Below are 20929 nucleotides of genomic sequence, written 5' to 3'. Positions count from 1 at the left end.
TTCGACCGGCCGGGAAAAGGCCGGTTCCGCGAATCTCAGCAAATCTTCACGACGATGTCGTGCAGGGTGTTGGCGCAGTTGGCCATGCGGTCGGCGGCGTTCGACAGGTGGCGATAGATTTCGCGGCGCTTGAACATGTGGATGTAGTCGTCGCCCTGGAAGAGTTCGGCGATGGCTCGGCGGTAGCATTTTTCGACACGGCGCTCGGCCTTGCGGGCGGTGTCCGCTTCGACAGCCGCTTCGACCGGGGTCTTGGCCAGGCGGGTGAAGCCGGCAACCAGCGCATCGGTGCCCAGCTTGATGTGCATGGCCATCTCCAGGCAGTGCTTGTCCGGTGCCAGTTGCAATACCTGCATTTCGCTGACCGTGGTCTTGCAGTAATTGACCACTTCGTCGAGATCGATGATGGCGCGGTAGAGGTCTTCGCGGTCGATCGGTGTCGAGAAGGCCTCGTTCAGGGTGTGCAGGTTGCGCACCTTGATGCGGTCGGCTTCGTGCTCGTCCTGGCGGATCTGGTCGCCGGTGCGGGATTCGCCGGTTTCCATGTATTCAACGAGCAGCCCGGTGGTGTGGGCGACATGCTGGCATTGCTCGGTCAGCATGGTGAAGAAATCCGGCATCTTGGGAAAGACGCGCTCGAATAGACGGCGGAAGATGGATGGGGAGACGTTGTCTTCGCTCATGGCTTGGCTCCGAGGAAGAGATTGAGCAGTGCATAGGCCTGGATGGCGACCAGGGCGGCCCCCGGGATGGTGATGACCCAGGTGACGGCAATATCTTTCGCTTTCGCCCAGCGCACGGCGCGGGGGCGTTCCGATGCGCCGATGCCCATGATTGAGGTGGCGACGACGTGGGTGGTCGATACCGGTGCGCCCCCCGCCGATGCAGCCATGATCACGACCGCCGAGGTGAGCTGCGAGCCGAGAGCATGGATCGGACGGACGCGGTAGATGGCGAAGCCGAGGGTGCGTACGATGCGCCAGCCGCCCGACATGATGCCCAGGGTGATGGCCGAGGCGCAGGCCAGCATGACCCAGAACGGTACTTCGAATTTCGGGATGAAACCGCCAAGCAGCAAGACCAGGGTCAGGATGCCCATGCTTTTCTGGGCATCGTTGGCGCCGTGCGAGAAGGCGAGGCCGGCGGCAGTGATGAATTGCGCCATGCGTAGCCGCGCATTGGCTGCCGGGTTGGCGGCGAGCATGGCGGCATTGAGCAGACGATGGATGATGAATCCGGCCCAGAAGCCGATCAGCGGCGAGAGCAGCAGCGCTACCAGTACCTTGACGATCCCGGTCAGGTGGCCGCTGGCAAGTTCGCTGAAGCCCCAGACGACATGTTCGCTGCCGACCGAGACGACGACGGCGCCGATCAGGCCGCCGACCAGCGCATGCGAGGACGACGAGGGAATGCCGAAATACCAGGTGCCCAGATTCCAGACAATGGCGCCAACCAGGCCACAAAGCAGGATGGATAGCGAGAATAGGGGGGCGACACCATCGAGCGCGACGAATTTGCCGATGGTGTTCGCCACTGCGGTTCCGCCAAGCAGCGGGCCGAGGAATTCGAAGAAGCCGACGATAAGCACCGCCTGGGCGGGCGTCATGGCGCGCGAGGCGATCACCGTGGCGACGATGTTGGCGGCGTCGTGAAAACCGTTGGTGTAGTCGAACACCAACACGATGATCACGGTTGCCAGCGCCAGCAGAAACAGCGCATCCATGCCCCTTGGCTCCTCTGTTCTAGTTTTGGACCAGTATAGCGCCCTCGCCGGAGCGACTGCTGCGGTGCACTTGGCAAAAGTGGCAAAAACCGGCCGCTGTTGTCGTCTTGGCAACAACAGACGCATTGTTTGGATAGGTTGCGAGTTCGGCAAATTCTTGACATCGGAGTAAGCTACAAAAATTCCAATAAAGCCGAACGCCATCCGGAAGCGCCACTGACCGGAAATTGCGGTGAAGCGATAAATGCTTGAATTAATTAACACGCCACCGGCGGAAAGCCTGCTCTACGTCGGGGAGTACAACGCCTTCCTCGTTGCCGTTTCGCTGGCGGTGGCCATCTTCTCGTGCTTTGCCGCCCTGCGGGTGTCCGATCTGGTGGCAGAGTTGCCCGCCGGCATGGCGCGTCGCAAGTGGCTGACCGCCGGCGGCATGACCATGGGCGTCGGCATCTGGACCATGCACTTCGTCGGCATGCTGGCCTTCAAGCTGCCCTGTGCCGTCAATTATTCGCCGTGGCTGACGGCGGCTTCCGTCGTGCCCGGCATTCTCGCCTGCATCCTTGCCTTGCGTCTGGTTGCCCGTAGCCACACCGGACTGCGCGCGATGCTGCTCGGCGGACTATTGATCGGCCTCGGTATCGGCACCATGCACTACAGTGGCATGGCCGCCATGCGGCTCGATGGGGTGGTCCGTTACGACCGTACTCTCTTCCTGTTGTCGGTGGTTGTCGCCGTGCTGCTGGCGGTCCTGGCCTTGTGGGCCAAGCTGCGCTTGCTGCCGCGTTTGGTCGATAAACGCTGGCAAAACGTGCTGGCTGCGCTCATCCTGGGCGGGGCGATTTCCGGCATGCACTACACGGCGATGGCTGCCGCGTATTTCATCCGCGACAACGAATCCAGCGGGGTGCCGTCCGCGCTGACGCCAACCTTGCTCGCCGCGACGCTGGCCCTGACCACCTTGTCCATGGTCATCGTCACCATGGCCGCCGTGCTTGCCCGACGGGCCGATTTTCAGATCGATGCCCAGCGGCTGAGGCCGCTCGCGGTACTGATCGTCATCTGGCTGCTTGTCGCCGCCTTTGCCGCCAAGTATTACAACGATGCCACGGCGCGCAAACTGGTGGAGGCAGACGACGCAATGGCCAGCCGGGAAATGGACTATGTCGCCTTCAATGTGCGGGAAAGCCTCGATACGCTGCACGCGGTTCCCTTGGCGCTGTCGCAGGAAAGCTCGGTGCGCCAGGCTCTGCGGCTGGCGGCAGAGAGTGTCCGGCGCGACACCGAGGATGTCGTCGCACTACGCCATCAACTCGAGAACCAGGCGTCCTTGCAGCCGGTTAATGACTTTCTCAAGGTGCAGGCGGCCGCTTTCGTCATCGACGTGGTTTGGTTGATCGACCGTAATGGCGTGGGGATCGCCGCCAGCAATGCCGGAACGGAAGGTAGCTTCGTCGGGGCCAATTATGGCGAGCGCAGTTATTTCCGCAGCGCCCTGGCCGGGCAGCCCGGCAAGCAATACGCGGTCGGCAAGGTGTCGGGTATTCCGGGGCTGTATTTTTCGCAGCCGGTCCGTGACGGGGGGCGGGTGATCGGCGCCGTCGTCGCCAAGATCAATGTCAGCGAACTGAACAAGCGCCTGGTCGGCGCCGGGGTGCTGATGGGAGATGCTAATGGCGTGGTGATCCTGGCGCCGCGTCCGGAGCAGCTCTGGCGCACCCTGCCAGGAGCGGCGGCCGAGCACTTGAGTGATATCGAACGGGAGCAACTCTATCGCCAGGCGCGGCTCGATCCGTTGCCGTTGCGGCCATGGGGCGAGCGGATGTTCCCGCAACTGCGCTATCTGGGCGGTACGGCCGTGCCGGTGCTGGTCAAACAGCGCGATTTTTCCGAGGTGGGTATCAGCCTGCTGCTGCCGCATCCGCTCTCGGGCTGGGGGCAGCTGGAAGAGAGTCGTAGCTGGCTGTTCATCCTGCTTGCGGTGGCCGGGGGCTTCCTGATCCTCAGCGTCTATGGCGGCTGGTATTACATCAACGCCATGCGCGACGCCAACCAGGCCTTGGCCGGATCACTGCGCCAGCTCGAGGTCAGCGAAAAGCGTTTTCGCCTGCTGCTCGACGCGATGGCCGAGGGAATTTACGGCACCGACGAGAAGGGGCGCTGCATTTTCGTCAATCGCGCCTGCCTGGAAATGCTCGGCTATGCGCAGGCCGACGACATGCTCGGTCAACTGGTGCACGACCAGATACACCATAGCCATACCGACGGTTCGCCTTACCCCTTTGACGATTGCCCGGCCTACTCCTCCCGCCTCAGCGAGCAAGGTGTGCATGTCGACCACGAGGTGTTCTGGAAGAAGGATGGCTCGGCGATTCCAGTCGAATACTGGGGCCGCCCAGTGTTCGACAATGGCGTGATGGTCGGTACCGTGGTCGCCTGGTTCGATATCAGCGAGCAGCGTGCGGCCGAGGACCGCCTGCGCAAGTTGTCGCAGGCGGTCGAGCAGAGCCCGAATGCCATCCTGATCACCGATACCGGCGGTCGCATCGAATACGTCAACGAGGCCTTCTGCCGGATCAGCGGTTACACGGTCGATGAATTGCTTGGGCAGAATCCGCGCCTGCTGCAGTCCGGCTTTACCCCGCCGGAAGTCTACGAGGCCATGTGGGCGGCACTGACCCAGGGGCGCTCGTGGAACGGCGAATTGATCAACCGCCGCAAGAACGGCGAGGTGTTCATCGAATACCAGAGTTTCTCGCCCATCCGCCAGGCCGATGGCCGGGTTACGCATTACCTGGCGATCAAGGAAGACATCACCGAGAAGAAGCGGACCGCCGAAGAACTGGCGCGCTACCGTTCGCATTTGGAAGAGCTGGTCGCCGAGCGCACGCGCGAAATCGAGTTGCTGAACGCGCAACTGGCCGAGCGGGCGGTCGAGGCCGAGAGTGCCAACCAGGCGAAGAGCAGTTTCCTGGCCAACATGAGCCACGAGATCCGCACGCCGCTCAACGCCATTACCGGCATGGTGCACCTGCTCAAGCGCGATACGCTGAGCGACAAGCAGCGCGAGCGCCTGGGCAAGATCGAGACGGCTGGCCAGCACCTGCTGGCCTTGATCAACGATATTCTCGACCTGTCCAAGATTGAGGCCGGCAAGCTGATGCTGGAGAGCGTGCCGGTGCATGTCGGGGCGCTGGTCGCTGATGTCGCCTCCATCGCTTCCGAACGGGCGCAGGCCAAGAGCCTGCAGATCAACGTCAGCACCGAAGGCCTGCCGCGCAACCTGCTCGGCGATCCGACCCGCCTGCGCCAGGGGCTGCTCAATTACGTGACCAATGCCATCAAGTTCACCGAGGTTGGTGGCGTCACCCTGCGCGTCCGTCTGTTCGAGGATCGTGGCGACCGGGTCGTGTTGCGCTTCGAGGTGCAGGATAGCGGGCCGGGGATTCCCGAGGCAGTGCAGGCTCGCCTGTTCGGCGCCTTCGAGCAGGCCGATAACTCGACGACGCGCGAACACGGCGGTACCGGTTTGGGACTCAACATCACCCGTCGCCTGGCCCAGCTGATGGGCGGTGATGCCGGCGTCAGCAGCCGCCTGGGCGAAGGCAGCCTGTTCTGGTTCACCGCCTGCCTGAGCAAGGCCGATGCCGTGCAGGCCGAGGGGGGCGCGGCGCGCGCCGAAGGCGGGGCTGACGAGCGGCACCGGGGGGCGCGCATCCTGTTGGTCGAGGATGAACCGATCAATGGTGAAATTGCCGTGGAGATACTTCAGGAGGCTGGCTTCGTCGTCGATGTCGCCGAGGATGGCGTCGAGGCCGTGCTCAAGGCCGGCGAGACCAGCTACGGCGTGATCCTGATGGACATGCAGATGCCGCGCATGGATGGTGTCGAGGCGACGCAGCGCATCCGGCGCAGCCAGCGCGGGGCGCGGGTGCCCATTGTCGCAATGACGGCGAATGCCTTCGCCGAAGATCGCAGCCGCTGTTTCGATGCCGGCATGGACGATTTCCTGACCAAGCCGATCAACCCGGACATGATGCTGGCGACGGTACGCAAATGGCTGTCGCAGGCGCGTTGAACCAACTGGCGCCGGGCATTTAATTCTCTTTTTCCGTTTTGTAGACGAAAAAAAGGCGGGAGCATGGCCCCCGCCCAAGCGGAGTCTACCCTGTTGGCGTTCAGGGCAGGAGGAAAGACGCTTTCTCGTGGACCTTGATGTCCGGATTGTCCATGGCCGTAATCGTGAAGAAGATGCGGTTGGAGCCAGCCTTGCCGGATTCGGGCGGCACGCGGACGACGGTGTTGTAGGACTGCAGCGCAGCCGCCGGCACCTCGACCTCGCCGCTGCCTTCGATTTCTGCCCCTTCGAGGCCGTCCACCGCAACCTTGTAGCGGTGGGAGCGTTCCTCGGTATTCATGATCTGCAGCATGTAGACATTCTCGATCCGGCCGTCTTCGGCTTCACGGGCGAGCACCGAGCGGTCGCGGATGATGTCCACCTTGAGCGGAATGCGATGCGTCAGCGCCCAGCCGGCGATGATCATGATGACCGCCAGGATGGCGGTATAGAGCAGGATACGCGGGCGAACGATGTGGCCGAGGATTTCCTTGCGCGACAGGTGCTTCTCCATCGCGTTCTCGGTCGAGTAGCGCACGAGGCCGCGCGGCAGCCCCACCTTGTCCATGACCTGGTCGCAGATATCGACACAGGCGGCGCAGCCGATGCACTCGTATTGCAGACCGTTGCGGATGTCGATGCCGGTCGGGCAGACGGTGACGCACTGGCCGCAATCGACGCAGTCGCCCAGCTGGCTGGTGTCGGCGCCTTTCTTGCGAATGCCGCGCGGCTCGCCGCGTTCCGGGTCGTAGGTGATGATCAGCGTATCCGGGTCGAACATCACGCTCTGGAAGCGGGCATAGGGACACATGTACTTGCACACCTGCTCGCGCATGAAGCCGGCCATCAGGATGGTGAAGCCGCCGTAGAAGAAGATCCAGAAGGTTTCCCAGGGGCCGAGGTTGTTGTTGCGCACGTTTTCGATCAACTCGGAGACCGGGGTGAAGTAGCCGACCAGCGTGAAACCGGTCCACAGCCCGAGAATGCCCCAGAGCAGGAACTTGGTCGCCTTGATGCGGAACTTGCGCGCATCCATCGGCGCCTTGTCGAGCTTCAGGCGGGCGTTGCGGTCACCTTCGACCCAGTTCTCGATCCACATGAACAATTGCGTGTAGACCGTCTGCGGACAGGCATAGCCGCAGAACAAACGACCGGCCACCGCCGTGACGAGGAAGAGCGCATAGGCCGAGATGATGAGCAGGGCGGAGAGATAGATCACGTCCTGCGGCCAGAAGACCAGGCCGAAGATATAGAACTTGCGCTCGACCAGATGGAAAAGCAGGGCCTGGCGGTCGTTCCATTGCAGCCACAAGCCGCCGTAGAAGATGGCCTGGGTCAGGATGACCAGCGCAATCCGCCAGTTGTCGAAATATCCGCGCACGCCCTTGGCGTAGATTTTCTTGCGCTTCTCGTAGAAAGAGACTTTGGCAGGATTTTCCTGCGACGTAGTGGCGTCGGGCTGGCTCATCGGTCCTCTGGCAGTGGATGAAGAAGGGTTGGAAACCGGGGTGCTGGTCCGGCGGGTATCGACGTCGCCAAAGCAGGCCTGCGGGGCGAACTTAAGGGGGAGGCGTCGCCGACGACACCTTCGGGGCCAGCACCAGTTCGGTACGACATTGAGGAAAGCGCCTGGGCTGGAGAGGTGGCTCCCCGGTTTCCGGCTTAGTTATTAACAAGATGCATGCCTGCTCCTGGGGGTGTATTTAAATTCATTTAAATCAGTTGCTTATGTTTTTGCGGTGAAAATCTGGGGGCGTGCCAGGTTACTTTGTGTCAATATTGGCAACCGCTAATGTCGTTACTGACAATATCGCCATGACCGCACATTTCCTGAATGAGTTGCTCTCCTTTCTCGACGGTTTGCCCGAGCCGCGCATCGTGATGGATGCCGACTACCGGATCATCGGGGCCAACGCGGCCTATATCCGCGATTTCGGCGGCAAGGATGACCTGGCGGGACGAACCTGCTACGAGGTTTCCCATCATTTCGATGTGCCTTGCGACCAGGCTGGCGAATCCTGTCCGCTGAAACTGAGTCTGGAGTCAGGCGTGCCGCAACGGGTGCTGCACCTGCACCATACGCCGCGCGGCGAAGAGCACGTCTCGGTCGAAACGACGCCAATTCGCGACGAAAGCGGTGAAATCGTCTGTTTCGTCGAAACCATGCGCGTCGTGCGCCAAGCCAGCGGCCGGGCGGCAGCCCAGGGCCTGGTCGGGCGCTCGCCGGCTTTTATGGGAATGCTGGAAAAGATCCTGCGCGTCGCCAACTCGAATGCGGCGGTCGTCCTGCTCGGCGAAACCGGCACCGGTAAGGAGCTGGTTGCCCGTGCCATCCACGAAGCCAGTGCTCGGGAGGAGGGGCCGTTCGTCGCGGTGGACTGCGCCGGCATGACGGAAACCCTGTTCGAGAGCGAGCTGTTCGGCTACGAAAAGGGCGCCTTTACCGGTGCCACACATCGCAAGCAGGGGCTGGTCGAAGCGGCGGCCGGCGGCACGCTCTTTCTCGACGAAATCGGCGAATTGCCGATGGCCTTGCAGGTCAAGCTGCTGCGCCTGCTGGAAACCGGCACCTACCGCCGGGTCGGCGGCCTCGACTGGCTGCCGGCGGATTTTCGTCTGGTCACTGCCACCCATCGCGACCTGCGGGCCATGGTGCAGGCCGAAACCTTCCGCCGCGACCTCTATTTCCGCATCAACACATTCCCCATCCACACCCCGGCACTGCATGAGCGGGCCGGCGATATCCCGTTGCTGGCGCAGTCGCTGTTGGAGCGGGTCGATCGCAAGCAGGGGCGGCGCTTTACCCCGGCGGCGCTGGAGTGGCTGTCGGGCCGGCGCTACAGCGGCAATATCCGCGAACTGCGCAACCTGATCGAACGTGCCTCTCTGCTGGCCGATGGCGAGCGTATCGACGTCGTGCATCTGCAGGAAATGGCCGACGACATTCCGCTAGCGACCGTCCAGCGAGAGAGCGGATTTGGCGTTGCCGAGGTGGTGCCGCTCGAAGATCTGGAGAAGCGTTACATCGCCTGGGCCAAGGAAAAGCATGGGCGCGATCTGCCGGAGTTGGCCAAGCGCCTGGGAGTCAGTCAGCGCACCTTGTACCGCAAGCTGCAAGGACTGGCCGGCAACTGACGCCGAGGTTCAGGCGGGATCGACCGGCGTCGGCTGACCCGTCCAGTGCGCAAGGCGCTCGAACAACTGGGCGGCCTTGATCGGCTTCGAGATGTAATCGTCCATACCGGCTTCCAGACACTGCTCGCGGTCGGAGTCCATGGCGTTCGCCGTCATCGCGATGATCGGCACGCGCGGGCGGGTTTCGGCGTTTTCTTTGGTGCGGATGATGCGCGTGGCGCTGAGACCGTCCAGTTCGGGCATCTGCATGTCCATCAGCACGGCATCGAAGGCATTCAGGTCGAGCAGCTGGATTGCCTCGCGGCCGTTCGTCGCCTGCGTCACCCGGTAGCCGCGTCGTTCGAGCATGACGCAAGCCAGCTTGCGATTGACCGGGTTGTCGTCTACCAGCAGGACATTCAGGCCATTGCCAAGGCTTCCGTTTTGCGGCGAGGCATTTGCGGCGTTGCTCGTGGTCTCGGCGGAGGCATTGGGATGCGTGTCGGCCGCAGGGTTCGGCAGCGAGAAATGGAAGGTGCTGCCCTGGCCGGGCTGACTTTCGACCCAGAGCCTGCCGCCTTGCAGTTCGACCAGCTTGCGCGTGATCGACAGGCCCAGTCCGGTGCCGCCGAACTGGCGGGTCGTCGAGCTATCGGCCTGGGTGAAGGCATCGAAGATGTGATCCAGCCGTTCGGGCGGAATGCCGATGCCGGTATCGCGCACGAAAAAGTGCAGCATGGCCTCGCCGGCTTCACTGCGCAGCGGCGCGATGCCGAAGGTGATGCTGCCGGTGGTCGTGAACTTGATGGCGTTGCCGACCAAATTGACGATGATCTGGCGCAGGCGGATGGGGTCGCACAGGAAATTGCCGGGCGCGTCACCGGCAATCTCGCGCTTGAGTTCGAGCTGCTTGGCTTCGGCGAGGATGGCCATCGGCTGCAGGGCATCGCCGACCACTGTTGCCAGATCGCAGGGGATCTTCTCGATGGTCAGCATGCCGGCCTCGATCTTCGAGAAATCCAGGATGTCGTTGATGATGGTGAGCAGCGATTCGGCCGAGGTTTTGACGATGCCGATGAATTCGCGTTGTTCGGCGTTCAGTTCGGAGTCGAGGACGAGGTCGGTCATGCCCAGGATGCCGTTCATCGGCGTGCGAATCTCGTGGCTCATGTTGGCCAGGAATTCGCTCTTGGCCAGGTTGGCGGCTTCGGCGGCTTCCTTGGCTTGTTCCAGTTCGAGTCGGCTGGCTTCGCGTTCGGCCACCAGGCGGGCGATGACTTTGGCCAGGCCGTCGAGGTCGGCTTCCTTGTCCGGTTGGGCCAGACTGCTGACGTGCAGCAGACTGGCAGCGACGTCCTGCAGCGAGCGGATGGCCCGTTCGCGTGCTTCGAGCTCGCTGCGCAGGCTTTCGGCGTTACGCCGCAATACCTCGAAGGCGGGGCGGAATTCGAGAGGAATGTCCTCGGTGTCGGCCGCTGCCGAGGCATTGGCTGTTCGTGACGATGCCGGGTCGTAGGCGCGCACGCGGTCCAGCGTACCGAGCCAGCGCTTGAGCGGAAACCACATGATGAGCAGGCCGCCGAGGAGACTGACGACGGCGAGGGCGAAGGCCGTGCGCACCAGTTGCCAGAGACCGCCGCTGATGGCGTCGAGCGAGAACTCCAGGCGCAGCACGCCGTAATCCTTCCCGCCTGCGGAGATGGCGCGGTTGGCATCGAACAGCTGCCCGGCGACCTGGGCTCGCAACCATTCAGGAGCAGGCGTGCGCGGTATTGAGCGGTGTTCGCTCTTGATCACGGCGCCTTGCAGGTCGATGAAGGCGGCGGAGTCGAATTGCGAGCGCAGGATGGCCTTGTCCAGGGTGCGCTGGATGGTGTCGTAGTCGCCGATGACGGCGCTGTCGGTCACGGTCTGGGCGACCACTTCGACCAGCATGCTGGCCGAATCCTGGGCTTCTTCGATAGCGGCCTTGGCCTGGTATTCGTAGAAAAGGAAGAGGCTGCTGCCGACGAACAGGAGCAGGGTCGCCGAATACAGCGCATAGACCCGAGTAATCAGGGCCCTGGGCAGCAGGTAGGCGAGCAGCTTCATCGGCGACGGTCAGCGGACGGCGGCCGGGGCGTTCTGGTAGAAGCGGCGGTAGGGCTCGTAATCGGCAGCGTTGGCGGGCAGGAAGTAAGCCTTGGGGTCGAGCCCGACTTCTTCCGAGGCGCGTAGCAGGATGGCTTTGCCGACGGGGTCCCGATGCATGCCGATGAAGGCCGAGGCGACGGCCTTGACGTCCTTTTCCGGAACCTTGCTGGAAGCCATCAGGGCGAGGTCGTGGTAGCCCTCCGAGGTCCACAGGACGCGGAACTTCTTGCCCTCGCGGATGGTGTAACCGTCGATCAGGGCGGAGTTGCTACCTACGGCCTTGGCCTTGCCGGCGAAGAGCTGGGCGAAGGCCGCGTTCTGGTTGCCGGCAAAGACGACCTTGACGTCGACATTGCGGTTGAGTAGCTGGGCATAGGTGATCCGATAGCCGATGAAGGCTTCCGGTCCGGCAAAGACGACCTCCTGCCCCTTCAGTTCCTCCAGCTTGGTGATCGGCGAGTCGGCCGGTACGGCGATCTGACCGTAGAGCGGCGGGGTCCAGCGGCGTCCGAAGACTTTCCAGCCGAGTTTGTCGCGTTCCGGGCTGAACAAGTGGTTGGAGAAGACGAATTCGACTTCCTGGGCCAATACGTAGGCGGTAGTGTCGGCGGAGGTGCGGCCGATCTTCAGTTCGAGCGGTACGCCGCTCTTGTCGCTGACGTAGCGGATGATGGGGTTCCAGTAGGCCGCGGTTTTGGCAATGTCCCATTGATTGACCGGCGAAAAGCGGTAGGCCTTCGTTTGGGCGTGGCTGATGCCGGAAACGGCGAGGAGCAGGGCGAGGAGTATGCGAGAGAACATGGAACCCCCGAAAGAAAAGAGTCAATCAATATACCAAATTTGCGAGAGCTAAATGCGATTTGACCTGCTAATGTGAATACAAGTTGCTCGCCGGAAAAGGCGAGTGTTCTGCGAAAGGAGTTGGCGATGTGGCAACGATCGATTCGATGCGTTTTCGTGCTCTTGGCGGCCGCCCTATTGGCTGCGACATCGGCCTTGGCGGCCAACGGCGAGGCGGTGAAGCAGAGCGGCGATATCTCCTACGTTTCGGGCGGTGTCGGTGACGAGTCGCTGGAGCGGGTCGGGGCGTTGGAGATGGGCTTCAACGTCAAGCTGGTCTTCGCCCTGCAGAACGGCGAGTACCTCAGCGACGTCAAGGTCGTGATCGCCGACGCCGTCGGCAAACCCTTGCTGGAGGCGGTGGCCGAAGGGCCGGTCTTCCTCGCCAAGCTTCCGGCCGGGCGCTATGAGGTGCGCGCCACCGTCGGCGACGTGACGCGCATGCAGCGCCTGCGGGTCGGCGCCAAGGAGGGCTTGAAGACCGTCCAGTTCCGCTGGCCGCTGGCGCCATGAGGCCTTAAGCGGCCGGGACGCCGGTTTCCGGTTTTTGCCTGTTTGGGCCAGTGCACCGCAGCAGTGCCCCCGTTGAGGTCGGGCATCAGGCGGTGAAGCTCTCCGGCATCTGCACGGCGACGATTTCGCCGCGTGCGGTGGCGATGCCATCGGCGTAGACCGTGGCTTCGACGATCACCTTGCGGCCCTTGATTTCCTTGACGCGGCCGCGGATTTCCAGGGTTGGGCCGAGCGGTGTCGGCTTCAAATAATCGACGTGCAGCGAGCCGGTCACGAAGCGGAAGGCCGGTAGGCTATCCATGGCCCGGTTTTCGGCGCGGTACATGGCGGCCGCGGCCGTGCCCGTGCCATGGCAGTCGATCAGCGAGGCGAGCAGCCCGCCATAGACGAAACCCGGGATGGCCGTATGTTCGGGGCGCGGCGTGAAGCGGGTGACCGTCTCGTCGCCCTCCCAATAGGTCTTGATCTGATGCCCCTGCTCGTTGAGGCGGCCGCAGCCGTAGCAATGAGCGACGTTTTCCGGGTAGTAGTCCTGAAAGGCCAGCATGTCTTCTCCAAGAGGTTTGCTTTTGTGCCGGCTATGCTAAGGCGGCGGATGGCCCGACGCCATGCTGTGGGCGGACAGGTGCAATGCAATTTCCGCCAAGAAAAAAAGGCCGGCGAGGCCGGCCTTGGCGGGAACAGGTGTCGCTTTCAGGCAGAAACCGACAGCAGGCTGCTCAGCGAAGAATTGGTGTTGTTGTCGTTGAAGCTGCTATAGGCATGCATCAGTTGCATGATCTGCTTCATCAGTTGGGCATCGGAGTTCGCTGCGCTGCTGGTCGAAGCGGTGGCTGTTCCGTCGGTAGTGCCGCTGGTTTGCTCCTGGTAGGCCTGGGCTTCGGCGAAGCTCACCTTGCCGTCGCCATCGGTGTCGGCGGCTTCGAAGTTGCTGACGATGCTGGAAATGAGGGTGGCGCGCTGACTGTCGCTGCTGCCGATTTCCTCCAGTTGGCTCTTCAGTTCGGACAGGGTGAAGCCCTTGTCTTCGCCCTTCGGCGGTGGCGGCATGTGGGCAGGCTTGTTCGAGCTGGCCGAGGTCTCGTCGGTGCTGCCGGAATTGCCGTTGACGGCCTGAGCTTCGGCGAAACTCACCTTGCCGTCGCCGTTGGTATCGGCCTTGTCGAAATTGTTCACGACGTTGGAGATGAAGCTCGAACGTTCTGAGTCGCTGTCGCCGATCTCAGCGAGCTGGCTTTGCAGTTCGTCCTTGGTGAAGCCTTCGTCGTCCTGCGGTGGAGGCGGCGGGGGCATGCCCCCCATGCCGGCCCCTTGGGCTCCCTGGAAGCCGCCCATACGCATGGAGTTGAACTGGCCATTCAGTTCTTCCTGCAGTTTGGTGAGGGTGCTGGAAAATTCGCTTTCGCTGACCTTGCCGTCGCCATCGCTGTCGAGTGCGCTGAATAGTTGATCGACCGACGTGCTGTCGCCGCTCGAATCGATCTGGCTGAAAGCGGAGACCAGATCGCTTTTTTCCAGATAGCCTTGCTTCTTGGTGTCGAGTTTTGAGAACAGCTGGCTGATCGACGATGCCGAGTTGATGCTGCTGAGCATGATGAATCCCCTCGTGGAAAAGATAGGAAATAAAACTCCGGAAACGCCTCCGGATTTGTCCTGCTTGAGCAACTTATCGGCCTGAATGGCCGAAAATTGGCGGCGTTTTGGGTAAATCAGAGTAAAAACTCGTTAAGGGCGAGGGGCATTTCGGCCAAAAACCGGAGTCATTCGGTTTGTTTGGCCATTTGCTGGAGAGTCGTGGCGCGTTGCGGCAGATTTTGCCGATCCGGCCCAGATGGCATCGTTCCGGGCTTTCTTCGCGTCGGCAGGAAGAAATTGCCGTAAAACTCTGTAAAGACGCCACTTTTTGTCTGGTTCGTGGCAGGTGGCTTCGGTAACATCGCTGCCGGATAGCCAAATATTTCGAGCGATGAGCCAGATACTGATCGTCGACGACGACGTCGAACTCTCCTGCATGCTGCGGGATTACCTGAACCAGGACGGTTTTGCCGTGACCGCCGTGCATGATGGCGAGAGCGGCGTGGCCGAAGCGCTGGCCGGTAGCTACGCCCTGGTCGTGCTCGACGTGATGATGCCCGGGATGAGCGGCATCGAGGTTTTGCGTCGCATCCGGGCAGCGAGCGATGTGCCGGTTTTAATGTTGACGGCCAAGGGCGATGACATGGATCGCATTCTCGGCCTGGAACTCGGGGCCGACGACTATGTGCCCAAGCCCTGCCTGCCGCGCGAACTGGCGGCCCGCCTGCGGGCTATCCTGCGCCGCACCAGAAACGGCAGCGAAGCCGCCGGGCCGATGGTGATCGGCGCGCTGGCGGTCTACCCGGAACAGCGTCGTGTCGAATGGGGAGGTCAGGCCGTCGAACTGACCAGCACGGAGTTCAACCTCGTCGAAGTGCTGGCCCGCAATGCCGGTCGGCCGGTGAGCAAGGGCGACCTGTCGGAGCAGGCTCTGGGGCGGCCGTTGACGCGATTCGATCGCAGCGTCGATGTGCATTTGTCGAGCATCCGGCACAAGCTGGGCACGCTGGCCGATGGCCGCTCATGTATCCAGACGGTCTATCGGCAGGGCTACCAGTTGATCCGGGAATAACCGGTGGGCCGCCTTTTCTGGAAATTCCTGCTGTTCATCTGGCTCGGGCAGCTGGTCGGCGTTGGCGTCACCGGAACCTTGTTCTGGTTGGAGCGCGAGGGAACGCTGCCGCATCTGGCGATCGATAGTCGTTCACCGCCGGAGTTCGCAAAACACCACGGCGATGAGCGACCGCCTCCGCCGCCTGAGATGGCGCCTTTCGGCCCGCCCAAACCGGAAGACGACATGCGGAGGCCGCCTCGGCCGCCAGGCCCGCCGGGTCCGGGGCGGGGTATTCCGCTGATTCCTCTACTCAGCGGTTTCCTGGTGAGTCTCTTGTGCGCGGCTGGGCTGGCCTGGTATTTCGCCAAGCCGATACGGCAGTTACGCAACGGCTTGCGCTCGGTTGCCGAAGGCGATCTGGGGGTGCGGGTGGCCAAGGCCATGGGCGGCCGCCGCGACGAGTTGGCCGATCTGGGGAACGATTTTGACGGCATGACCGAGCGTCTCCAGGCCTCGGTGGCCGGGCAGAAGCGCTTGCTGCACGACGTTTCGCACGAGATGCGTTCGCCGCTGGCGCGACTGCAGGCCGCCATCGGCCTGGCCCGGCAACAGCCGGAACGTCTGGAGGACTGCCTGCAGCGGATCGAGCGCGAGGGGGAGCGGATGAATGGGCTGGTCGGCGAACTGTTGACCCTGGCCCGCCTGGAGGCGGGCGTCGCCGGGCGGATCGAGGCGGTCGATATGGCCGAATTGCTCGAAGCGATCGCCGAGGACGCCGTGTTCGAGGGCGAGGGACGGCAGGTAGCACTGGATTACCGGCCGGGGGAGATGGCGGTTCTGTCGGCCAATCCGGAATTGCTGCACCGGGCCATCGAGAATGTCGTGCGTAACGCCTTGCGTCATGCGCCCGCGGGGACGCGCGTCACCCTGGCGGCCGGTTGCGAGGCCGACGGCGGTTTCCATATGCGCATCGCCGACGAGGGCTGCGGCGTGCCAGTGGCGGCCTTGGATAGCATCTTCCAGCCCTTCTATCGCGGCCAGGGGCAGGCGACGGGCGACGGTTACGGCTTGGGGCTGGCGATTGCGCGGCGGGTGATCGAGTCGCTAGGCGGATCTATCGCCGCCGAGAATCGTCCGAGCGGCGGTTTGCTGGTGCACATGCGCATCCCCCTGGCGAGCACCGCATGAACGTGCCACTCTGGTTTTTGCCGGAAACGGCAGGTGCACCGCAGCTTCAGGCAGTCGCCTCGACCGGGGCGACGAAGACGTAACCCTGCGAGCGCAGGGTCTTGATGAAATGGCTGCCATCGGCCTGGCGCCCCAGGATCCGCCGCAACTGGCTGACGTGTACGTCGATGATGCGATCGTAGGGGATGTATTCGCGTTTCAGTACGCGCGACAGGTGTTCGCGCGACAGCGGTTCGAACGGTTTGTCGAGAAAGGCGCCGAGCAAGGCGAAACCGGAAATGCCCAGCGTCGTCGCTTCGTTGCTGCCGAGACGACTCAGTTCGCGCGAGGCCGTATCCAGTATCCAGTCGCCGAAATGCAGGCGACGGTCGCCGCGCGATTGCGCGGTATGGCGAATCTGGCTGCGCCGTAGCAGGCTACGTGTGCGCGCCAGCAGTTCGCGCATGTTGCAGGGCTTGGGCAGGTAGTCGTCGGCGCCGATTTCGATGCCGATGATGCGCTCGATCTCGTCGGAACGGGTCGAGTGGATGATGACCGGTACTTCCGATTGCTGGCGCAATTGGCGCAACAGCTCGAGGCCGTCGGCATCGGGCAACCCGAGGTCTAGGATGATCACGTCCGGATTGTTGCCGAGTTGGCGCCACATGCTGGCACCGTCCGAAGCAAACAGGCAGTCGATTCCTGCCGTTGCCAATGTGGAACTCAGCGTGTGGCGAGTTCCCGGATCATCTTCGACGATTAGCGCAGTTTGGCGCATGAAGTAAGCCAATGCCCATTAAATATAACGATTGTAATACACGGATTTTGTATAGGGTTGATTTACCTTTTTCGTAAACTTCGGCATTGTTGTATGCGCGACAATACTTATATTGTTTTTGGCGAATTTATATTATGGCGATACCGCGCGTACTGGATGGCTTCGACGTTGCCGCTGCGGTCGCGCGCATGCTCGACGACGAGAATTTATGGTGGCAGTCCTTTGGACTGTTCATTGAGCACTACGCCGACTGGCTCCAGGAGTGGGAAATCAGCCGGGCGAATCTGGTCGATGAGCGAAAGAAAGTGCATTCGCTGCGCAGTGCCGCGGCCAATATCGGCGCCGTGCGCCTCGCCGCGGCTGCCGAGGCCTTGGAGGACGCCTTGGCCGGCCAGTCTTGTCCGGCGGCCGTCACCGAGGGCTTGCGTCTGGCGTTGCGCGAGGCATTCCGGCGGACCTGGCGTGTTGCCGAAGCCGCCTGGCTCGAGGTACAGACCGGCAACTGAGCGCTGCTTCGGCCCAAAGCTCGGCTGCGCGGCCTTCGTGGCTGTGGCAGAATCCCGTCATGAATCGTCGTCGGCCAACGATGGCCGACAGGGAGGGGAATCATGGGGATTTTGCATCGCGTGCGCTTGGCCGTGGCGGCCGTGTCGCTGTCGTTCGTTACCTCGATCGTCGCAGCGCAGGAGGTCAGGCCGCTGGTCAAGGGGCAGACGTTATATCTGCCGATCTATTCGCACATGCTGTACGGCAATCTGGGCAAGGCGGGCAAGGCCTCCTATGTGCTGTTGTCGGCCCTGGTCAGCATTCGCAATACCGATGCCAAGCGTCCTTTGCGGGTTCTGTCGGCGCGTTATTTCGATACTCACGGCAAGCTGCTCGGCGAGCGTGTGCCGACCCCGGTGCTGATTCCGCCGCTCGGTACGCTCGAGTTGTTCGTCGAGCTGAATGATGCTTCCGGCGGATCAGGCGCCAATTTCATCATCAAATGGGATGCCGAGCAGACGATCAATCCGCCCCTGGTGGAGTCCTTGCACGCCAATATGGATGGCGGCAAGGCCGTCATCTTCATGACCCAGTCGGTGCCGGTCACCGACTAATTCGGGGGCGACCTTGGCCAACGGTATCAATTCCAGCCAGATCAGCTACATCTTCCGGCTGCTCTATATCGCGCTCGGCATGTTGGTCGCCGTGCATGTCTTTGGCACTGTCGGCTACATGTTGCTCACCGAGCACAAATATTCGTGGTTCGACTGCTTCTACATGACCTTCATCACCGTTGCCACCATCGGCTACGGTGAAATCATCGACATGTCGAGCAATCAGCCGGCCCGTATCCTGACGGTCATCATCGGCATCCTCGGCGCGGGCAACCTGTCGATGCTCTTTTCGGTGGTGACTGTCGCCCTGCTCGAAACCGACCTCAATGGAACCCTGCGGAGAAAACGCATGGAAAAAGCAATCAAGAAACTGAAGGGGCATTACATTCTGTGCGGTTTCGGCCGTGTCGGCCGTAACATCGCCCACGAACTGGAGGCGACCAATCGCCATTACGTTGGAGTGGATGAGGATCTGCACCGGCTTGAGGAATACAAGGAGCGGAATCCAGGCTTTCTCTACCTGCATGGCGATGCCAGTGACGACGACGTCTTGCTGCTGGCCGACCTCGACGATGCCAAAGGCCTCTTCGCCGTGACTGGCGACGACTCGCGCAACCTGATGATCGTATTGACCGCCAAGCAGTTGAAGCCGGATTTGCGGGTGGTGGCGCGTTGCACCGAGCAGCGCAATATCGAAAAGATGAAGAAGGCCGGCGCCGATGCCATCGTCTCGCCGGACTTTACCGGCGGCATGCGCATCGCCTCGGCGATGATTCGACCGCACGTCGTTTCCTTCCTCGACGAGATGCTGAAGTCGGAGAAGAACCTGCGTGTCGAGGAAGTTCCGGTGCCGGCGGCTTTCATTCCCAAGCCGCTGGGCAACCTGAAACTGCGTAGCGCCCATTACGTTCTGCTCGCCGTACGCGAACGCAACGGCAACTGGCAATTCAATCCGGACAAGGATTACCTGTTGAAGCCGGGTTTTACGCTGATCGCCATGGCCAGTCCGGTTGGGCGGCTGGAATTGGAAACACTGCTGATCGATACGGCCAGCTAATCTGCAAGCCCGGCGTTGTCTCAGGTTAGACTGACGGCGGAAAGTAGTTTGTCCATCAATAAAAACAGGAGGAAAACATGAAGAAAATCGTTGTTGCCGCAATCGCCGCCTTGGCTGTGACGGGAGTTGTCCAGGCTTCGGAAGATCTGGCCAAGAGCAAGAATTGCATGACTTGCCACGCTGTCGACAAGAAGATTGTCGGGCCGAGCTACAAGGATATCGTCGCTAAGCGTGCTGGCGAAAAGGGCGTGGAAGCTGCGCTGGCGGGCAAGATCAAGAACGGCAGCAAAAACGAATGGGGTCAGGTGCCGATGCCGCCGAACAACGTGACCGATGCCGAGGCGGCGACCTTGGCCAAGTGGGTTCTTTCCCTCAAGTAATCCCTGATGTTTTCGGCGCCTGCGGGCGCCGAACTCTTTAGGCCGCTACACATCGTGGGCGGCCGCTTCGTCATTTCATCTCCGCGAGGAGGAAGCCGACCATGACTCCGCTGAGCGAAGACCTCAAACGCCGCCGTTGGCTGATTCTCGGCGTCGTTGCCGTCGCCTACGTGCTGTCCTTCTTCCAGCGCTTCGCGCCGGCGGGTATTGCGCAGGATCTGGCGGCGGCCTTCCAGACCTCGGCGGCGTCGCTCGGCGTGCTGGCGGCAACCTATTTCTATGTCTACACGGTGATGCAGATTCCGACGGGCATCCTGGCCGACACGCTGGGGCCGCGCCGAATTCTCGCGCTGGGCGGCATCGTCGGCGGGGCGGGCAGTTTTCTCTTCGGCTTTGCGCCGTCGCTCGATCTGGCGCTTGTCGGACGCACCTTGATCGGGCTCGGCGTGTCGGTCACCTTCATTGCCATGCTCAAACTGGTGGCGGTGTGGTTTGAGGAAAACCGCTTCGCCACCATCGTCGGCATCTGCATGCTGGTCGGCAACCTCGGCTCGGTGTTGGCCGGCGCGCCGCTCTCGGCCCTGGCCCAGGCGACCGGCTGGCGCGGGGTTTTTATCGGCGTCGGCGCCCTGTCGCTGACGCTCGGCGTGCTGTGCTGGCTGATCGTATGCGACAGTCCGGCCGCGCTGGCTGCGGGGCATAAACCGCGTTTCGATCGCACGGCGGTATTCAATAGCCTGCTCGCCGTGCTGAAAAACCGCTCGACCTGGCCGACGGTGCTGGTCAATACCGGTATGTCGGGCGCCTTCTTCACCTTCGCCGGCCTGTGGGCGACGCCTTATCTGATGCAGGTGCACGGCATGCCGCGCCAGGTGGCGGCCAGTCATCTGTCGCTGTGGTTCGGCGGCTTCGCCGTCGGTTGTCTGCTGGTCGGTAGCCTGTCCGATCGTCTGGGGCGACGCAAGCCGGTGTTGGTTGCCGCCTCGCATTTCTATGTCTTGCTGTGGCTGATCTGGCTGTCTGGCGTGACCATGCCGCTGCCTCTGTCCTATGCCCTGTTCGGTCTGATGGGACTGACCACGGCCGGTTTCAGCCTGAGCTGGGCCTGCGCCAAGGAAGTCAATCCGCCGCTGCTTTCCGGTATGTCGACCAGCGTCGCCAATATGGGCGGCTTCCTGGCCGGGGCCTTGCTGCAGCCCTTGTTCGGCTGGGTCATGGATCTGGGCTGGCAGGGCGAGATGGTGGCCGGGGTGCGCGTCTACGACGTGGCGACCTGGCGCCACGGCGTGCTGGTCGTCACCCTGTGTGCTGCGCTCGGGGCGCTGGCCAGTTGGTGGATCAAGGAAACGCGCTGCCGCAACATCTGGCAGGCCAGCTGAAT

At 62.3% G+C, this 20929-nt stretch carries 18 protein-coding genes; 10 read left to right on the top strand and 8 right to left on the bottom strand.

Going from position 1 to position 20929, the window contains the following annotated elements:
• Positions 1-35: 35 nt before the first annotated feature.
• On the bottom strand, positions 36-683 hold the full coding sequence (locus tag WIF35_RS08260; protein WP_412481089.1) for a DUF47 domain-containing protein: 648 nt from the start codon (positions 681-683) through the stop codon (positions 36-38).
• Complete coding sequence (locus WIF35_RS08255; RefSeq protein ID WP_412481088.1) at positions 680-1723, bottom strand: inorganic phosphate transporter; 1044 nt, start codon at positions 1721-1723, stop codon at positions 680-682. The genes WIF35_RS08260 and WIF35_RS08255 overlap by 4 nt, the downstream gene beginning before the upstream one ends.
• 244 nt (positions 1724-1967) lie before the next feature.
• Here WIF35_RS08255 and WIF35_RS08250 point away from each other — a divergent pair, with 244 nt between their 5' ends.
• On the top strand, positions 1968-5798 hold the full coding sequence (locus tag WIF35_RS08250; protein ID WP_412481087.1) for an MHYT domain-containing protein: 3831 nt from the start codon (positions 1968-1970) through the stop codon (positions 5796-5798).
• 100 nt (positions 5799-5898) lie between these two features.
• Here WIF35_RS08250 and ccoG read toward each other — a convergent pair whose 3' ends face one another.
• Positions 5899-7305, bottom strand: coding sequence for a cytochrome c oxidase accessory protein CcoG (gene ccoG, locus WIF35_RS08245; protein ID WP_412481086.1), 1407 nt, complete (start codon positions 7303-7305; stop codon positions 5899-5901).
• A gap of 347 nt (positions 7306-7652) precedes the next feature.
• Between ccoG and WIF35_RS08240 the strand changes: the two genes are divergently transcribed.
• Complete coding sequence (locus tag WIF35_RS08240; protein WP_412481085.1) at positions 7653-8972, top strand: sigma-54 interaction domain-containing protein; 1320 nt, start codon at positions 7653-7655, stop codon at positions 8970-8972.
• Positions 8973-8981: 9 nt separating this feature from the next.
• Here WIF35_RS08240 and WIF35_RS08235 read toward each other — a convergent pair whose 3' ends face one another.
• A complete protein-coding gene (locus WIF35_RS08235) occupies positions 8982-11042 on the bottom strand; it encodes an ATP-binding protein (RefSeq protein WP_412481084.1) in 2061 nt (686 codons plus the stop codon).
• A gap of 9 nt (positions 11043-11051) precedes the next feature.
• Entirely contained in the window at positions 11052-11885 is an 834-nt protein-coding gene (locus WIF35_RS08230; protein WP_412481083.1) for a phosphate/phosphite/phosphonate ABC transporter substrate-binding protein, read from the bottom strand.
• A 126-nt stretch (positions 11886-12011) separates the two neighbouring features.
• Between WIF35_RS08230 and WIF35_RS08225 the strand changes: the two genes are divergently transcribed.
• Positions 12012-12437: a hypothetical protein gene (locus WIF35_RS08225; protein WP_412481082.1), complete on the top strand. Its 426-nt coding sequence runs from the start codon at positions 12012-12014 to the stop codon at positions 12435-12437.
• Between the two features lie 85 nt (positions 12438-12522).
• Here WIF35_RS08225 and WIF35_RS08220 read toward each other — a convergent pair whose 3' ends face one another.
• Complete coding sequence (locus WIF35_RS08220) at positions 12523-12984, bottom strand: PaaI family thioesterase (RefSeq protein ID WP_412481081.1); 462 nt, start codon at positions 12982-12984, stop codon at positions 12523-12525.
• Between the two features lie 146 nt (positions 12985-13130).
• On the bottom strand, positions 13131-14030 hold the full coding sequence (locus WIF35_RS08215) for an EF-hand domain-containing protein (RefSeq protein WP_412481080.1): 900 nt from the start codon (positions 14028-14030) through the stop codon (positions 13131-13133).
• Positions 14031-14403: 373 nt separating this feature from the next.
• Here WIF35_RS08215 and WIF35_RS08210 point away from each other — a divergent pair, with 373 nt between their 5' ends.
• Positions 14404-15084 (top strand): response regulator transcription factor, encoded by a 681-nt coding sequence (locus WIF35_RS08210; protein ID WP_412481079.1) that lies wholly within the window; start codon positions 14404-14406, stop codon positions 15082-15084.
• 3 nt (positions 15085-15087) lie between these two features.
• On the top strand, positions 15088-16254 hold the full coding sequence (locus WIF35_RS08205) for an ATP-binding protein (protein WP_412481078.1): 1167 nt from the start codon (positions 15088-15090) through the stop codon (positions 16252-16254).
• 46 nt (positions 16255-16300) lie between these two features.
• On the opposite strand, the gene WIF35_RS08200 is transcribed toward WIF35_RS08205, so the two are convergent.
• Complete coding sequence (locus tag WIF35_RS08200; RefSeq protein ID WP_412481077.1) at positions 16301-17011, bottom strand: response regulator transcription factor; 711 nt, start codon at positions 17009-17011, stop codon at positions 16301-16303.
• Positions 17012-17145: 134 nt separating this feature from the next.
• Here WIF35_RS08200 and WIF35_RS08195 point away from each other — a divergent pair, with 134 nt between their 5' ends.
• The 5 genes from WIF35_RS08195 (at position 17146) to WIF35_RS08175 (ending at position 20927) form a co-directional block, all read left to right on the top strand.
• Positions 17146-17517 (top strand): Hpt domain-containing protein, encoded by a 372-nt coding sequence (locus tag WIF35_RS08195; RefSeq protein ID WP_412481076.1) that lies wholly within the window; start codon positions 17146-17148, stop codon positions 17515-17517.
• 102 nt (positions 17518-17619) lie between these two features.
• Positions 17620-18111, top strand: coding sequence for a DUF3124 domain-containing protein (locus tag WIF35_RS08190; protein ID WP_412481075.1), 492 nt, complete (start codon positions 17620-17622; stop codon positions 18109-18111).
• Positions 18112-18124: 13 nt separating this feature from the next.
• A complete protein-coding gene (locus tag WIF35_RS08185) occupies positions 18125-19168 on the top strand; it encodes a potassium channel family protein (RefSeq protein ID WP_412481074.1) in 1044 nt (347 codons plus the stop codon).
• Positions 19169-19245: 77 nt separating this feature from the next.
• Positions 19246-19548, top strand: coding sequence for a c-type cytochrome (locus tag WIF35_RS08180; RefSeq protein ID WP_412481073.1), 303 nt, complete (start codon positions 19246-19248; stop codon positions 19546-19548).
• A 101-nt stretch (positions 19549-19649) separates the two neighbouring features.
• Positions 19650-20927: an MFS transporter gene (locus tag WIF35_RS08175; RefSeq protein ID WP_412481072.1), complete on the top strand. Its 1278-nt coding sequence runs from the start codon at positions 19650-19652 to the stop codon at positions 20925-20927.
• Positions 20928-20929: the final 2 nt, after the last annotated feature.

It is taken from the genome of Azonexus sp. IMCC34839 (assembly GCF_047047955.1).
Classification (GTDB): domain Bacteria; phylum Pseudomonadota; class Gammaproteobacteria; order Burkholderiales; family Rhodocyclaceae; genus Azonexus.
This window is presented reverse-complemented; position numbering and strand designations above follow the sequence as displayed.

What these genes read in the sequence shown, in the direction of transcription:
- WIF35_RS08260 (WP_412481089.1), bottom strand. Translation starts at nt 683, where the DNA reads ATGAGCGAAGACAACGTCTCCCCATCCATCTTCCGCCGTCTATTCGAG.
- WIF35_RS08255 (WP_412481088.1), bottom strand. Translation starts at nt 1,723, where the DNA reads ATGGATGCGCTGTTTCTGCTGGCGCTGGCAACCGTGATCATCGTGTTG.
- WIF35_RS08250 (WP_412481087.1), top strand. Translation starts at nt 1,968, where the DNA reads ATGCTTGAATTAATTAACACGCCACCGGCGGAAAGCCTGCTCTACGTC.
- ccoG (WP_412481086.1), bottom strand. Translation starts at nt 7,305, where the DNA reads ATGAGCCAGCCCGACGCCACTACGTCGCAGGAAAATCCTGCCAAAGTC.
- WIF35_RS08240 (WP_412481085.1), top strand. Translation starts at nt 7,653, where the DNA reads ATGACCGCACATTTCCTGAATGAGTTGCTCTCCTTTCTCGACGGTTTG.
- WIF35_RS08235 (WP_412481084.1), bottom strand. Translation starts at nt 11,042, where the DNA reads ATGAAGCTGCTCGCCTACCTGCTGCCCAGGGCCCTGATTACTCGGGTC.
- WIF35_RS08230 (WP_412481083.1), bottom strand. Translation starts at nt 11,885, where the DNA reads ATGTTCTCTCGCATACTCCTCGCCCTGCTCCTCGCCGTTTCCGGCATC.
- WIF35_RS08225 (WP_412481082.1), top strand. Translation starts at nt 12,012, where the DNA reads ATGTGGCAACGATCGATTCGATGCGTTTTCGTGCTCTTGGCGGCCGCC.
- WIF35_RS08220 (WP_412481081.1), bottom strand. Translation starts at nt 12,984, where the DNA reads ATGCTGGCCTTTCAGGACTACTACCCGGAAAACGTCGCTCATTGCTAC.
- WIF35_RS08215 (WP_412481080.1), bottom strand. Translation starts at nt 14,030, where the DNA reads ATGCTCAGCAGCATCAACTCGGCATCGTCGATCAGCCAGCTGTTCTCA.
- WIF35_RS08210 (WP_412481079.1), top strand. Translation starts at nt 14,404, where the DNA reads ATGAGCCAGATACTGATCGTCGACGACGACGTCGAACTCTCCTGCATG.
- WIF35_RS08200 (WP_412481077.1), bottom strand. Translation starts at nt 17,011, where the DNA reads ATGCGCCAAACTGCGCTAATCGTCGAAGATGATCCGGGAACTCGCCAC.
- WIF35_RS08195 (WP_412481076.1), top strand. Translation starts at nt 17,146, where the DNA reads ATGGCGATACCGCGCGTACTGGATGGCTTCGACGTTGCCGCTGCGGTC.
- WIF35_RS08190 (WP_412481075.1), top strand. Translation starts at nt 17,620, where the DNA reads ATGGGGATTTTGCATCGCGTGCGCTTGGCCGTGGCGGCCGTGTCGCTG.
- WIF35_RS08180 (WP_412481073.1), top strand. Translation starts at nt 19,246, where the DNA reads ATGAAGAAAATCGTTGTTGCCGCAATCGCCGCCTTGGCTGTGACGGGA.
- WIF35_RS08175 (WP_412481072.1), top strand. Translation starts at nt 19,650, where the DNA reads ATGACTCCGCTGAGCGAAGACCTCAAACGCCGCCGTTGGCTGATTCTC.